Here is a 14,040-nt window from a genome sequence, read left to right as displayed (position 1 = left end):
ATTTCCTCGGGCGCGCGGTTCGGGGAGGGTGGACACGTGCGCCTGGTCAACACGTCCCTGTACTGGAAGGTGTGCCTGATCAACGGGGCCGTGCTGTGCGCCGCCACGGCGGCGCTGCTGGTCTCGCCGGCCCGGGTCTCGCCGCGGGTCGTGGTCTCCGAGGCGCTGGTCCTGGTGGTCGGGCTCGGGCTGGTGCTCGTGGTCACCGCCGTCCTGCTGCGGCGCGCGCTGGCGCCGGTGGACCGGGTGATCCAGGAGATGGCGACGGTCCGGCTCGGGGGCGAGGGACGGCGGCTCGACGAGGCCGGCGAGGGACCGGGCGCCCAGCTGGTGCGCAGCTATCACGCCATGCTGGAGCGGCTGGAGCACGAGCGGCGCTCCGCCAGCGCCCAGGCGCTCGCCGCGCAGGAGGCCGAGCGCGGGCGGATCGCGCGCGAGCTGCACGACCAGGTCGGGCAGAGCCTGACCGTCGTCCTGCTCGGGCTCAAGCAGCTCGAGGAGCGGGCGCCGGCCGAGCTGCGCGGGGAGCTGGAGCTGTTGCGGGAGAGCGCCCGGACCGGCCTCGACGACATCCGGCGGGTGGCGCGCGAGCTGCGGCCCGGCGTGCTCGACGACCTCGGCCTCCAGGCGGCGCTGGCCGCGCTGGCGACCGACGTGGCGGCGTACGGCGGGCCGGCCGTGCGTCGTACCTTCGGGCCGGGGCTGCCGGACCTGGGCCACGACGTCGAGGTGGTCGTCTACCGGGTCGCCCAGGAGGCGCTCACCAACGTGGTCCGGCACGCCGCCGCCACCCGGGTCGACCTCTCGCTGCTCCGGCTCGGGACGGACGTCGTGCTGGAGGTCGCCGACGACGGCCGCGGGCTCAGCGGGTCCGCCGGTGAGGGCACCGGGCTGGTCGGGATGCGGGACCGGGCGGCCCTGGTCGGCGGTGCGGTCGAGGTCCGGTCCGAGGGCCGCGGTACGACGGTCCGGCTGCGGGTGCCCGGATGACCGCCCCGATCCGGGTGCTCCTCGCCGACGACCACGCGCTCGTCCGTCGCGGCGTACGACTGATCCTGGAGCAGCAGCCCGACATCGAGGTGGTCGCCGAGGCCGCCGACGGCGCGGAGGTGCTCGCACTGCTGCGTCAGGTCGAGGTGGACCTCGTCGTCCTCGACATCGCGATGCCGACCATGACCGGGCTCCAGGCGGCCCGCGAGATCGCCCGGCGGCGCGAGCCGCCGCGGGCGCTGATGCTCTCGATGCACGACAACGAGCAGTACTTCTTCTCCGCGCTGCGCCTCGGGGCCTCCGGCTACGTGCTCAAGTCCGTCGTCGACGAGGACCTCGTCGCGGCCTGCCGGGCGGCGATGCGCGGCGAGGCGTTCGTCTACCCCGGCGCGATGGGTGCCCTGGTCCGCGACTACCTCGACCGGCTGGCCCGCGGCGAGCGGGTGCCCGCCACCGTGCTCACCCCGCGCGAGGACGAGGTGTTGAAGCTGATCGCCGAGGGCCGCTCCACCCGGGAGATCGCCCGGATCCTCGGCATCAGCGCGAAGACCGTGGAGAAGCACCGCTCCAACATCCTCGCCCGGCTCGGCATGAACGACCGGACCCAGCTGACCCGCTACGCGATCCGGGCCGGTCTCGTGGAGCCCTGAGCGCGGGAGTCAGGAGCCGCTCACAGGGAGACGTCGGCCCGGCGGCTGTCGCACTGCGGGCGGCCGTGCGGCTCGCGGGAGAACTGCTCGTCGTACAGGCGCTTGTAGAGGCCGCCCGACGCCAGCAGCTCGCGGTGCGTGCCGTGCTCCACCAGCCGTCCGTCCTCCAGGCCGAAGATCACGTCGGCGGACTGGATGGTCGAGAGCCGGTGCGCGATCGCGATCGTCGTGCGGGAGCGGGTCGCCCGCTCCAGCGCCTCCTGGACCAGTCGCTCGGTCTCGTTGTCGAGCGCCGACGTGGCCTCGTCGAGGATCAGGATCCGGGGGTCCTTGAGCAGCACCCGGGCGATGGCGAGGCGCTGCTTCTCCCCGCCGGAGAGGCGGTAGCCGCGCTCGCCGGTGATCGTCTCGTAGCCCTCGGGGAAGCCCATGATCCGGTCGTGGATGTTGGCGTCGCGCGCGGCCCGCTCGATCTCCTCGGCGGTCGCGTCCGGCTTCGCGTAGGCGATGTTGTCGCGGATGGTGCCGTGGAAGAGGTACGGCTCCTGGGTCACCATCCCCACTGCGTCGGCCAGCGAGGAGAGGGTCAGGTCGCGGACGTCGTGCCCGTCGATGAGGACGGCGCCCTCGGTGACGTCGTAGAAGCGCGGGACCAGGTACGTCGCCGTCGTCTTCCCGCTGCCCGAGGGACCCACGATCGCGGCCAGCTCGCCGGGCTCCACCACGAGCGAGACGTCGTCGAGCGCCCAGCCCTGGGCGGGTGCCTCGTCGGTGCCCTCGATGCGCACGCCGCTCTCGCCGAAGCGGTCGCTCGTCGATGTGCCGGACAGGGCGCGGGGCTCGGGGTAGCGGAAGCGCACCCCCCGGAGCTCGACCCGGCCGCGCAGCCGCTCGGGGTCGAGCACGGTCGCGCCGGGCCGCTCGGTGATGGCCGGCTGGAGGTCGAGGTACTCGAAGATCCGACGGAACAGGGCGAGCGAGGTCTGCACGTCGAGGGTGACCCGCATCAGCTGCAGCAGCGGCATCTGCAGCCGGCCCTGCAACGTGGTGAAGGCGACCAGGGTGCCCGCGGTGAGCGCGTCCTCGCCGACCGGCATGCCGCCGGTGATGATCCAGCCGCTGGCGAGGTAGATCAGCGCCGGGGTGATCGCGAAGAAGGTCTGCACCACGGCGAAGAAGGTGCGCCCGGTCATCGCCTGCTCCACCTGGAGGCGGGTCTGGCGGCGGTTGGCCGCCCGGTAGCGCTCCACCTCGGAGTCGGCGCGGTTGAACACCTTCGCGAGCAGGATCCCGCTCACCGACAGGGCTTCCTCGGTGATCGCGGTCATCTCCGAGAGCGACTCCTGGGTCCGTCGCGCCAGCCGCTGGCGCACCCGGCCGACCCGCAGCTGGAGCACCACGAACAGCGGCATCAGGAACAGCGTGATCACGGTCAGCTGCCACGAAAGGACGACCATCGAGACCAGGGCCGCCGACACGGTCACGGTGTTCTGCACGATGGTGGTCGCGGTGTCGGTCAGCACCGTGCGCACGCCCGCGACGTCGTTGGCCAGCCGGGACTGGATCGCGCCGGTCTTGGTGGCGGTGAAGAACGCCAGCTCCATCTTCTGCAGGTGCTCGAACAGGTCGCCGCGCAGGTCCGCCATCGCCGAGTTGCCCACCGTCGAGGTGAGCCACATCTGCCAGATGCCGATCAGCGCGACCACGATCGGGATGGCGCACATGCCCGCCACCAGCCACGCCAGCAGGTCCAGGTGCGGGCCGCCGCCGTCGAGCGGGAAGAGCGCGTCGTCGAAGACGGCCTTGGTCAGGAAGGGTGCCACCGCGGTCAGCGACGCCGCCGCCACGACCGCGACCAGCACCAGTGCGATCTTCGCGCGGTACGGACGCAGCAGCCGCGCGATCCGCGGGAGCACCGGCTCCCGCTGGTCGAGGTCCTCCGGCGTCAGGTGGGTCACCACGGCACTCGGCCTCACCAGCCCGCGCCCCAGCGTCCGCGGTGCGCGACCTCGGTCCACGGCGTCCGCCGGCGCCGGGTCGCGGAGCCGCGCGCGCCCGTCGTACCGGGGGTGGGGTGGCCGATCGTGATCGCACCGATCGGGTGCGGTGCCTCCTCCTCGGCGGTGTCCACCAGCCCGAGCCGCTCCTTGACCGCCTCGACCCGGTCGGGGACCAGGCCGAAGAAGCAGGACCCCAGCCCGGCGTCCGTCACCGACTGGAGCAGCAGGAGGGAGGCCATCGCGGTGTCGAGGTGCCAGTACGGCATCGCCCAGCGGCTCTCGTCGTGCTCGTGCAGCCCGGCCCGGCGCTTGTCGGGCTCGGCGTAGCGGTCCAGGTACGCCGAGCGCCGGCTGCACGGCACGACCACCACCGGCGCCGCCATCATCCCGGCGAGCCAGCGGTCCGGCTCGCCGCCCGAGAGCGCGGCATCGGTCTGCGCCGTCCAGAAGCCCCGGACGGTCTCGGGGGTGTCCAGCACGACGAACGCCCAGCCCTGGGAGAACCCCGCGCTCGGCGCCCGGGTCGCGTGGTCGAGGGCCCGCTCGACCACGGCGGGGTCGACCGGCTCGCAGGAGTAGGACCGGGTCATCCGGCGGCGTCGTACGACGTCGGCGAAGGACATCCCGGCCATCACCTCGGCCGCCTGCTCCGTCGCATGGGTCACGTCGGAGAGTCTCCCACCCGAGCCGGTGCGGCCGCCCTCGGTGGCTACCTCAGAAGGCGCGAATAGGGCACTTGCCCGATGTGCGGGCCTACCTCAGAGGACCACTCTCGATGCATGAGCAACAACGACTACTTCATCTCCGCAGAGAACGACTACCGCCGCCAGCGGACCGCTCGCGGCCTCGCCGCCAGCCGGGCCGGCCGCAGCCGCTCGTCCTGGTTGCGCCGCCTGGCGGCCTCCGACCCCGCGGTCGAGCGCCAGTCCCGCTGATCGCCCGCCCCCGCGACGCCACGACCCGGTCGACCCCTTGACGCAGACCCTGTCGGCGCGCGGCGCCATGATGGTGCCCGTGCCCGTACACAGCAGCCTGACGATGGTCGGGCGCGACGACGAGCTCGCCGAGGCGACCTCGGTGCTCGACGACGCCGTCCGCGCGGCGAAGACGGGCAGCCCGCAACGGGTCCTGCTGCTCTCCGGCGACGCCGGGGTCGGCAAGACCCGGTTGCTGCGCTCGCTGCGCGACCACGCCCACGGCGCGGGCTGGCAGGTGCTGGCCGGGCACTGCCTCGACTTCGCCGACAGCGCCCTGCCCTACCTGCCCTTCAGCGAGGTGCTCGGCCGGATCGTCGCTGACCACCCTGAGCTCGTCGACGCGGTCGCCGCCGTGCACCCGGCCCTGACCCGGCTGCAGCCCGGTCGTCGTACGCGCGGGTCCGGGGACGACGACCCCGCCGACGAGGTCGGCCACGCCACCGACCGCGGCGACATCTTCGTCGCCGTGCACGCGCTCCTGGAGGCCGCCGCCACGGAGGCCCCCGTCCTGCTCGTCGTCGAGGACCTGCACTGGGCCGACCAGTCGACCCGGGACATGCTGGGCTTCCTGTTCACCCGGGCCTTCGCCCGCCCGGTCGCCATCGTGGCGTCGTACCGCTCCGACGACCTGCATCGCCGCCACCCCCTGCGCCGCCAGGTGGCCGAGTGGTCGCGGCTCCCGCAGGTCGGCCGGCTCGCGCTCAGCCCGCTCTCGGAGGACTCCGTCCGCGCGCTGGTGCGTGCGCTCGCCGACGGGCTGGACGAGCCGTCCGTCAGCCGGATCGTCGCCCGGGCCGAGGGCAACGCCTTCTTCGTCGAGGAGCTCGTCGCCTCCGGCTCCTGCGCCGACGGGGACGTCCCCGGCGACCTGGCGGACCTGTTGCTCGTCCGCCTCGACCGGCTCGCCGACGACGCCCGCCACGTGGTGCGGGTCGCCAGCGTCGCCGGCCGCCGGGTCAGCCACGAGCTGCTCGCCGCCTCGGCCGACCTCCCGGTCGACGCCCTCGACGCCGGGGTGCGCCAGGCCGTGGAGATGAACGTCCTGGAGGTCCGCGGCGACCGCTACACCTTCCGCCACGCCCTGCTCGGCGAGGCCGTCTACGACGACCTGCTCCCCGGCGAGCGGGTGCGGCTCCACGCCCGCTTCGTCACGGCGCTCGACGACGGCCTGGCCCGGGGGACCGCCGCCGAGCTCGCCCTGCACGCGCGCCGCGCCAACGACCTGGACCGCGCGCTCGCCGCCAGCATCGAGGCCGGTGACGAGGCGATGGCCGTCGGTGGCCCGGACGAGGCCGCCGACCACTACCAGCAGGCCCTCGAGCTCCTGGAGGACGCCGAGCGCGCCACCCGGCTCGGCATCGACCACTCCAAGCTCGTGGTCAAGACCGCCACCGCGCTGACCACCGGCGGGGACGCCGTCCGCTCCGGACAGCTGCTGAGCGAGCAGCTCGCCCGGCTCGGCCCGGACGCCTCGCCGTACGCCCGCGCCCGGCTGCTCGTCGCCTACGTCGAGGTGCTGGCGATCGTCGAGACCGACCTCGACCCGGTCGCACTGGCCGCGGAGGCGCTGGAGCTCGCTCCCGAGGGGGAGAGTGCGCTGCGCGCCAAGGTGCTCGTCGCCTACGCCCGCGTGCTCGGCACCCACGCCCGCGGCCGCGAGGACGAGGCCGAGGCGCTCGCCACCGAGGCCCTCGCCCTCGCCGAGCGGCTCGCCCTGCCCGAGCTCGCCTCCGACATCCGCACCACCCTCAGCGGCCTCCGGGTCCGCATCGTCGACGGCACCGAGCAGGACGCCCTGCGCCGCGCCCTGGAGTCGGCCGTCGAGAGCGCCGCCCGCGCCGGCGCCTTCCAGGCCGAGATCCGTGGCCGCTGGCTGCTCGGCCGCTCGTACCAGGACTCCGGCGACTGGGCGCAGTCCGGGCGCTGGTTCCGCTCGGCGCTCGACCTCGGCGAGAGCGCCGGGCTGCTCTGGGCGCCGTTCAGCATCGAGTCGCGCTGGCAGCTGACCTGGATCAGCTACATCCTCGGTGAGTGGGACGACGTCGTCGCCCTCGTCGAGGGGGTCGACGGCGTGAGCGCCCCGCCGATCCCGCGCGGGATCATCCAGCCCGCCCGCCTCGCGGTGCTCGGTGCCCGGGGCCACGACGTCCTCGACCAGCTGCTCCCGCTGCGCGCCCTGTGGGACAGCGAGGGCGCGATCGCGGTCTTCAGCGGTGGTGTCGAGCTCGAGGTCTACGCCGCCCGGGGCGATGCCACCGCCGCCCTCGCCGCCTACGACGACGTCGTCGAGGTGCTCACCCGGATCTGGCACGAGCACTTCGGCGGACGCATCCGCCTCGCCGCTCAGGCCCTCGCCGCGCTCGCCGCCGCCCTGCCGCGCGCCACCGCCGCGGAACGCCGGACCCTGGCCGCCCGCGCCGACCAGCTGCGAGCCGACGGTGAGGGCGTGCTCGCCTGGTCCCGGGAACGGGGCACCCCGTGGGGTCCGGAGGGCCGGATGTGGGCCGACCGCCTGGTCGCCGAGCACCTGCGGGTGCGCTGGCTCGCCGGGCTCGGCGCCGAGGACCGCGAGGAGCTCGTCGGTGCGTGGCAGGCCGCGTCCGACTCCGCCGTCAAGCTGGGCCACGTGCCCGAGCAGGCCCGGGTCCGGGCCGCGCACGCCCAGGTCCTGCGCCTCGTCGGTGAGCCGGTCCGCGCCAAGGAGGAGGCCGAGGTCGCCCGCGAGCTCGCCGCCCGGCTGGGCGCCCCGGACCTGGTCGCGAGCCTGGTCGCGGAGCCCGGGTCGAGCCGCCCCGCGGCCCGTCCCGCGGCGGCGTCCGCGCCCGGCGTACCGGCGCTGACCGCCCGCGAGGTCGAGATCCTGGCGCTCGTCGCCGAGGGTCGCTCGAACGGGGAGATCGGCAAGCAGCTCTTCATCAGCACGAAGACCGTGAGCGTCCACGTCTCCAACATCCTCGGCAAGCTCGGCGCCGCCAGCCGGACCGAGGCGGCGGCGATCGCGCACCGCGACGATCTCCTACCGTAGGAGGCTGTCGCGCTCGCCCGCGCGGCGTAGCGTCGGCGGCGTGACGATCGAGGCGGAGCGCAGCGCGGCGCGAGACGGCGACACCCGGGACCTGACGATGCGCCGGTTCCAGAAGACCAGCGTGGTCGGCGGGAGCGGACTGCCGCCGGTGCCGATGGACCAGCTGCCGCCCGGACCGCGGTGGCCGGCCCTGGTGCAGACGATCGCCCTGATGCGCTTCCGGCACCGGTTCCACCCCTGGCTGCACAAGCGCTACGGCGACGCCTACACCGTCAACCTGATCCCCGGCGGCCGTCCGCTGGTGCTCTTCACCCGGCCCGAGGTCACCAAGGAGATCTTCGCCGGCGACCCGGAGGTCTTCCACGCCGGCAAGGGCAACGCCGTGCTCGGCCCGATCATGGGCGAGCACTCGCTCCTGCTGCAGGACTCCACCGAGCACCACCGGGCCCGCAAGCTGCTCATGCCGGCCTTTCTCGGCCACGCGCTGCGCGGCTATCGCGGGATGGTCGCGGAGGTCGCCGGCGACGAGGTCGACGGGTGGTCTGAGGGCGAGCCCTTCCGTGCCCTGGAGCGGATGAACGCGCTGACCCTCGAGGTGATCCTCCGGGTGGTCTTCGGCGTGACCGACGAGGACCGGCTGACCCGGCTGCGCCCGGCCGTCAACCGGACCGTCGAGATCAACCCGGCCGTGCTGCTCGGGTGGGCCTATCCCCGCCTGCAGAAGCTCGGCCCGTGGCGGCGCACGGTGGAGAACCAGGTCGAGCTCGACCGGCTGATGTACGCCGAGATCCGCGAGCGGCGCTCGGCCACCGACCTCGCCGACCGCAGCGACGTGCTCTCCCGGCTGCTGGCCGCGACCGACCCCGACGAGCCCGGCAGCGGGCTGGACGACACCGAGCTGCGGGACCAGCTGGTGACGCTGCTGCTCGCCGGTCACGAGACGACCGCCTCCGCCCTGTCCTGGGCGCTGGTCGAGGTGGGCCGCAGCGCCGACCTGCTGGCGCGCACCCAGCGCGCCGCCGACGAGGGCGACGACGCCTGGCTGGAGGCGGTGCTCAAGGAGTCGATGCGGCTGCACCCGATCATCCCGATGGTGGTGCGCACCCTGATGAAGCCGGCGACCGTCGGCGGCTGGGACCTTCCCGCCGGCGCGACGGTCGGCCCCTCCATCATCATGAGCCACCAGCTGGAGTCGAACTTCGCCGACCCGGACGTCTTCCGGCCCGAGCGCTTCCTCGGCAAGGACGCCCCGGCGCTGAACGTGTGGATCCCGTTCGGCGGCGGCGTACGACGCTGCATCGGAGCGGGCTTCTCGCTGATGGAGGGCGTGGAGGTGCTGCGCGAGGTCTTCCGCCGGTACGACGTCCACGCGGTCGGCACGGACGTGCCCCAGGTCCGCAACATCACGAGCGTCCCTCGCCGCGGGGCGCGGATCCGGGTCGCGCGACGGGCGTGACCTCGATCGTCGCGGCGATGCTCTCGAACACGTCGGCGTAGTCGGCGTAGTCGGCCCGGGCGACGGACCCGGTGAAGGTCACGCCGACGCCGTCGTCGACCCACACCCACTGGTCGCAGACGACGGCGACCCCGCCCACCCGGTGGCCGAAGCGGCGGTAGCCCACCGGCCGGCCGGAGAGCTCGTCGTCGCCATCGATCTCCTCGACCTCGAACTGCTCCAGGCCGGAGCCGGGCGCGACCAGGGCACGGGTGCGCCACTGCCCGGGGTCGCCGGGGACGAGGACGGCGCGGAGCACCAGCTCGGGCGCGAACCCGCTGGCCAGCCGCCGGGGCGCCCGCGCCGCCAGGGCGATGGCCTGCTCGGGGTCGGCATGGGTCACCCAGTGCCGGGGGACGGAGAGGGCGATGTCGTGGTGGGCGGTGGCCGCGCGCTGGGTCATGGCGGCAGGGTGCGCCGTCGAGGTGAGCTGACCGGCCGGGGCCGAGCCCTGCTGTGGACAGCTCCTCCGGCGGGGCCGCCTGTGGAGAGCAGGTGGACGGTCTTGGGACGGAACAACATCGTGAAGTATATTCACGATATGGAACCCGGGCCCGTCGACCGCGTGCTGGAGCTGGTGTCGCTCCTCAACCGCGACATGCGGCTCTCCTTCGAGCGCGACGGCCTCACCGAGGCGCGCGCCCACCTGCTGTGGGTGCTCCAGGGCGGCCCGGTCACCCAGCGCGAGATCGCGGACGCGCTGCGGGTCACCCCGCGCAACGTCACCGGGCTCGTCGACGGCCTGGTCGCCAGCGGGCACGTCCGCCGCCAGGTGCACCCGGCGGACCGCCGCGCCTACCTGGTCACCCTCACCGACGCCGGGTCCACCCTGCTGGCGGCCATGGTGAGCGGGTACGCCGAGATGCACGACGTCCTCTTCGGTGGCCTGTCCGAGCGCCGCCTGCACGACTTCGGCCGCACGCTCGACGAGGTCGTCGCGCGGCTGCGCGCCCGGGTCGAGGAGGAGTGGGGATGAGCCGCGTCGCCCGCCTGCTGTGGCACTTCGTGGTGCTGGAGGTGCGCCTCTACGGCGCCCTCGGCCGCTGGGTGGCGCGCCGGCCCGCCGTACCCGCGGGAGCGACGGCGTGGGGCTACAGCCGCCTCGTCACGCCGGTGATGTGGCTGTGGATCTTCGGCTCCGCGTGCGAGGTGCCGCTCGCGCACGTGCTCGTGCCGTGGCCCGGCGTCCGGCTCGCGCTGCTGGTGCTCGGCATCTGGGGGCTGGTCTGGATGATCGGCATGCTCGCGAGCCTCAAGGTCTACCCGCACGTGGCCGACGACGACGCCCTGACCATCCGGTACGGCGTGTTCGCCGCCCTCCGGGTGCCGTGGTCCGCCGTCGCCGCCGTCCGGTACGACGACCGCGACGTCGAGGGCTTCGTCCGGGTGCTGCGCCCGCGCGCGACGCCCGCCGGCACCGAGGTGCTGGTGCCGGTCAACGACCGCGTCAACGTGCTGCTGGAGCTGGCCGTGCCGCTCGCCGTCCGGACCTCGAGGGGCGAGGTGCGGGCGGTCGCGCTGGGCATCTGGGCGGACGAGCCGCGCGAGCTCGTGGCCGCGCTGCGGGAGGTTGTCGGTACCCCCGCCTAACGTCGGGCCATGGCCATCGCACGCAACCCCCAGTTCGTCCTCGACTGCCCGGACCCGATCGTCCTGGCCGAGTTCTACGGCGCCGTCCTGGGCTGGACGCCGAAGATCGACCCGGACGGGTCCTGGGCGACGGTCTCCTCCGGCGACCAGCACGTGCACTTCCAGCGGGTGAGCGACTTCCGACCACCGGTGTGGCCCGGTCAGGACGTGCCGCAGCAGGTCCACCTCGACGTCGACGTCGACGACCTCGACGAGTCCGAGGGCGCGGTGCTCGCGCTGGGCGCGACCAAGCACGAGCACCAGCCGGGGGAGAGCTTCCGGGTGTTCCTCGACCCGGCCGGCCACCCGTTCTGCCTGTGCCGGGTCCCGGGAGCCGAGTGAGGCGAGTGTGCTGCGCTAGCGGACGAAGGACTCCCGGACCTCGTCCTCGGTGAGGCCGTAGTCCGCCAGGTCGTAGCGGTGCGAGGGGCGGCGCGGCCCCTTGCGCGACTCGTCGTCGAGGCGGTGCACGGCGTCCTGCGCGGCCTGGCTCCAGGTCAGGTCGAAGGCGTCGTAGATCGCGCCGACGGTGCCCACGGGGTCGGTGACGAAGTCGCGGTAGTCGACGTCGAAGAACTGCCGCTCGTCGTACTTCGGCCGGGCCTGCCAGAACGCGTGCCACTGCCGGGTCAGGTGCCCCAGCTGGTCGCGGCCGAGGGTCTCGCCGACGAAGGTCGTGGAGTGCCCGGCGGTGGCCTCCGCGGACAGCGAGCACGCGGACGCCACGGAGGTGACCGGATCCCGCTGGGTCATCACGACGAGGGCGTCGGGGTAGACCTCGAGCAGCGCGTCGAGCGCGATCAGGTGCGAGGGGTTCTTGAGGACCCAGCGCTGGTCGGTGTCGTGCAGGCCGATGAGCTGGAGGTTGCGGCGGTGGCGCTCGTAGGCGTCGGTCCAGCCCTGGGTGGCCAGCCACCGTGAGTACGCCGGCACGTGCGCCAACGACTCGAACCCCAACGACTTGCCGGTCTGGCGCAGCACCCGCCAGCACTCCTCGGGCTCGGTGGCGTCGGAGTAGTGGATCCCCATGAACTCGGGGTTGCTGATGTGATGGGCCTGGAAGGCGCTCTGCATCGCGTTGAAGATCGGGTCCTCGGTCCAGGTCTCCCGCGGCGGGCGCGGCTGCGGGAACTCGGTGAGCCACATCTCCAGGCCCTGGTGCGCGGGGTCCGCGCAGAGCAGGCGGCTCAACGCCGTCGTACCCGTGCGGGGGAGGCCGAGCACGAAGATCGGCCGCTCGATGCGGACCTCGGCGTGCTCGGGGAGCTCGGCGAACCGGGCCTGGGTGAGCAGGCGCGCGACGAGGGCGCTCTTGACCTGCGAGCGCATGAAGTAGTTGCCCGTGCCGGTGAGCCCGGCCTCGGGGGAGCCGAGGTCCTCGACGAGGAGCCGGAAGGCCTCCTCGTGCCCGGGGGCGTCGGCGAAGCCGAAGTCGGTGAGCCCGGTGGTGCGGGTGGCGGCGGCGCAGATGTCCTCGAAGGAGCCGACGTCGGCGCGCTGACGTTCCTCAGGCATGGAACTCGCCGCAGTCGACGTTGAGCATCTGGCCGGTGACTGCCGAAGCGAGGTCGGAGGCGAGGAAGAGGGTCGCCCGCGCCACCTCGTCCGGGGTGGCGAGCCGCTTGAGGTCGGTGGGTGCGGCCTTCTCGGCGTACACCTCCTCGTGGGTGCGGCCGGACTCCTGGGCGAGCCAGTCGAAGTAGGCCTTGTTGACGTCCTCGTAGATGTAGGACGGAGCGACGCTGTTGACCCGGATCCCACGGGGGCCGAGCTCGGTGGCGAGCGACTGGGCGAGGTGCTCGAGCGTGCCCTTGGAGAGCTTGTAGCCGGAGTACTCCGGCTGGCTGCTGTAGATGACGCACGAGTTGACCATGATGATCGAGCCGCCCGGCTTGTCCGCGGTCTCGGCGAGGGCGTCGGCGAAGAGCGCCGAGAGCCGGAGCGGGGCGAAGACGTTGGTCTCGTTGGCGGTGCGCAGGCCGTCGAGGTCCAGCGTGCTGATCGGGTCCATCGGCGGGATCCCGAAGGCGTTGTTGATCAGGCAGTCGACCTTGCCGAACTCGTCGACGGCGGCGTCGACGAGCGCCTTGCGCTGGTCCTCGTCGGTGATGTCGGTCGGTACGACGAGCGCCCGGCGCCCGTAGGACCGGACCACCTCGGCCGCCTTCTCCAGACGCTTCGGGGTGCGGCTGGCGAGCACCAGGTCGGCGCCCATCCGGGCGGCCTCCTCGCCCAGGGAGCGGCCCAGGCCCGGTCCGACACCGGACAGCACGACGACCTTGTCGGTCAGCAGATCCACCATGGCGGTCACAGTAGAACGTGTTTCAGTTTTGCGGAAGGGTTTGTGCCAGGTCATTCGGCGAGGGCTCACCGGAATAGTGGGCGCTCGCCTCGGTTGGGACTGAGGTGAGCATTCCTCGGATCGAACTCAACGACCACACGTCCATCCCGCAGTTCGGGCTCGGTGTCTGGCAGGTGCCGCAGGAGGACGCGGAGCGCGTCGTCTCCGACGCCTTCGAGCTCGGCTACCGCCACGTCGACACCGCCCAGATGTACGGCAACGAGGCCGGCGTGGGCGCCGCGATCGCGCGCTCCGGCCTGGCCCGTGACGACCTGTACGTCACCACCAAGCTCAACAACAACCGCCACGAGCCCGCCCAGGCCAAGGACTCGCTGAAGGTCTCCCTCGACAAGCTCGGCCTGGAGAAGGTCGACCTCTTCCTGATCCACTGGCCCCTGCCGACCCAGTACGACGGCGACTTCGTCGCGACCTGGCAGGCGCTCCTGGAGCTGAAGGAGGAGGGCCTGGCCACCTCGGTCGGTGTCTCGAACTTCCAGCCCGACCACCTCGACAGGATCGTCGAGGCGACCGGTGTGGTGCCGGCGGTCAACCAGATCGAGGTGCACCCCTACTTCGCCAACGAGGCGGCCCGCGCGGCCACCACCCGCCACGGCTCCGCCGTGCAGGCCTGGTCCCCGCTGGGCCAGGGCGGCGGCGAGCTGGACGACCCGGCCGTGACGGCGCTGGCCGAGCGCCACGGCAAGACCCCCGCCCAGGTGCTCCTGCGCTGGGCGCTCGACCGGGGCGACATCGTCTTCCCGAAGTCGCTCAGCAAGAGCCGCCTGGCCGAGAACTTCGAGGTCTTCGACTTCGAGCTCGGCGCCGACGAGATCGCGACGCTGGCCGCGCTCGACAAGGGCGAGGCGGGGCGTCAGGGCCCGAACCCGGACACCTTCGACTGGATCCCCGACTGAGGACCCGCCGCGACGTCAG

General features: G+C 73.2%; 14 protein-coding genes. 9 read left to right on the top strand and 5 right to left on the bottom strand.

The annotated features are described in order from the left end of the window. Window positions 1-36 precede the first annotated feature (36 nt). Window positions 37-990 carry a sensor histidine kinase gene (locus tag MRBLML1_RS02560; protein WP_364510929.1) on the top strand — a complete coding sequence of 318 codons (954 nt, stop codon included), beginning with the start codon at window positions 37-39 and terminating at the stop codon, window positions 988-990. Next, the gene (locus MRBLML1_RS02555; RefSeq protein WP_364510926.1) at window positions 987-1,640 is read left to right on the top strand and encodes a response regulator transcription factor; all 654 of its coding nucleotides are present in this window, start codon (window positions 987-989) and stop codon (window positions 1,638-1,640) included. Before MRBLML1_RS02560 ends, MRBLML1_RS02555 begins: the two co-directional genes overlap by 4 nt. A gap of 20 nt (window positions 1,641-1,660) precedes the next feature. Here the strand turns inward: MRBLML1_RS02555 and MRBLML1_RS02550 are convergent, their stop codons facing one another. Both MRBLML1_RS02550 and MRBLML1_RS02545 read right to left on the bottom strand, forming a co-directional pair. Next, complete coding sequence (locus tag MRBLML1_RS02550; RefSeq protein ID WP_364510923.1) at window positions 1,661-3,601, bottom strand: ABC transporter ATP-binding protein; 1,941 nt, start codon at window positions 3,599-3,601, stop codon at window positions 1,661-1,663. An 11-nt stretch (window positions 3,602-3,612) separates the two neighbouring features. Then, complete coding sequence (locus MRBLML1_RS02545) at window positions 3,613-4,305, bottom strand: nitroreductase family protein (protein WP_364510920.1); 693 nt, start codon at window positions 4,303-4,305, stop codon at window positions 3,613-3,615. A 114-nt stretch (window positions 4,306-4,419) separates the two neighbouring features. On the opposite strand from MRBLML1_RS02545, the gene MRBLML1_RS02540 reads away from it, so the two are divergent. The 3 genes from MRBLML1_RS02540 to MRBLML1_RS02530 all read left to right on the top strand — a co-directional run bounded on the left by MRBLML1_RS02540 (window position 4,420) and on the right by MRBLML1_RS02530 (window position 9,098). Then, window positions 4,420-4,575, top strand: a complete 156-nt coding sequence (locus MRBLML1_RS02540) for a hypothetical protein (protein ID WP_364510917.1) — start codon at window positions 4,420-4,422, stop codon at window positions 4,573-4,575. Between the two features lie 79 nt (window positions 4,576-4,654). Beyond that, entirely contained in the window at window positions 4,655-7,642 is a 2,988-nt protein-coding gene (locus MRBLML1_RS02535) for a helix-turn-helix transcriptional regulator (protein ID WP_364510914.1), read from the top strand. Between the two features lie 40 nt (window positions 7,643-7,682). Continuing rightward, window positions 7,683-9,098: a cytochrome P450 gene (locus MRBLML1_RS02530; protein ID WP_364510911.1), complete on the top strand. Its 1,416-nt coding sequence runs from the start codon at window positions 7,683-7,685 to the stop codon at window positions 9,096-9,098. On the opposite strand, the gene MRBLML1_RS02525 is transcribed toward MRBLML1_RS02530, so the two are convergent. Next, entirely contained in the window at window positions 9,046-9,540 is a 495-nt protein-coding gene (locus MRBLML1_RS02525) for a hypothetical protein (protein ID WP_364510908.1), read from the bottom strand. The genes MRBLML1_RS02530 and MRBLML1_RS02525 overlap by 53 nt on opposite strands. Before the next feature lie 138 nt (window positions 9,541-9,678). Between MRBLML1_RS02525 and MRBLML1_RS02520 the strand changes: the two genes are divergently transcribed. The 3 genes from MRBLML1_RS02520 to MRBLML1_RS02510 are packed head-to-tail and all read left to right on the top strand — an operon-like array spanning window position 9,679 to window position 11,108. After that, window positions 9,679-10,113: a MarR family winged helix-turn-helix transcriptional regulator gene (locus MRBLML1_RS02520; RefSeq protein WP_364510905.1), complete on the top strand. Its 435-nt coding sequence runs from the start codon at window positions 9,679-9,681 to the stop codon at window positions 10,111-10,113. Then, the gene (locus MRBLML1_RS02515; protein WP_364510902.1) at window positions 10,110-10,727 is read left to right on the top strand and encodes a hypothetical protein; all 618 of its coding nucleotides are present in this window, start codon (window positions 10,110-10,112) and stop codon (window positions 10,725-10,727) included. Before MRBLML1_RS02520 ends, MRBLML1_RS02515 begins: the two co-directional genes overlap by 4 nt. A gap of 9 nt (window positions 10,728-10,736) precedes the next feature. Continuing rightward, complete coding sequence (locus tag MRBLML1_RS02510) at window positions 10,737-11,108, top strand: VOC family protein (RefSeq protein ID WP_364510899.1); 372 nt, start codon at window positions 10,737-10,739, stop codon at window positions 11,106-11,108. Window positions 11,109-11,123: 15 nt separating this feature from the next. Here the strand turns inward: MRBLML1_RS02510 and MRBLML1_RS02505 are convergent, their stop codons facing one another. Both MRBLML1_RS02505 and MRBLML1_RS02500 read right to left on the bottom strand, forming a co-directional pair. Beyond that, on the bottom strand, window positions 11,124-12,281 hold the full coding sequence (locus MRBLML1_RS02505) for a sulfotransferase family protein (protein WP_364510896.1): 1,158 nt from the start codon (window positions 12,279-12,281) through the stop codon (window positions 11,124-11,126). After that, window positions 12,274-13,068: an SDR family oxidoreductase gene (locus MRBLML1_RS02500; RefSeq protein ID WP_364510893.1), complete on the bottom strand. Its 795-nt coding sequence runs from the start codon at window positions 13,066-13,068 to the stop codon at window positions 12,274-12,276. The genes MRBLML1_RS02505 and MRBLML1_RS02500 overlap by 8 nt, the downstream gene beginning before the upstream one ends. A gap of 104 nt (window positions 13,069-13,172) precedes the next feature. Between MRBLML1_RS02500 and MRBLML1_RS02495 the strand changes: the two genes are divergently transcribed. Next, the gene (locus MRBLML1_RS02495) at window positions 13,173-14,021 is read left to right on the top strand and encodes an aldo/keto reductase (protein WP_364510890.1); all 849 of its coding nucleotides are present in this window, start codon (window positions 13,173-13,175) and stop codon (window positions 14,019-14,021) included. Window positions 14,022-14,040 lie beyond the last annotated feature (19 nt).

This window comes from Nocardioides sp. LML1-1-1.1 (assembly GCF_040676175.1).
Lineage (GTDB): Bacteria > Actinomycetota > Actinomycetes > Propionibacteriales > Nocardioidaceae > Nocardioides.
The sequence above is the reverse complement of the archived record's forward strand: the minus strand, read 5'-3'. Positions and strand labels throughout refer to the sequence as shown.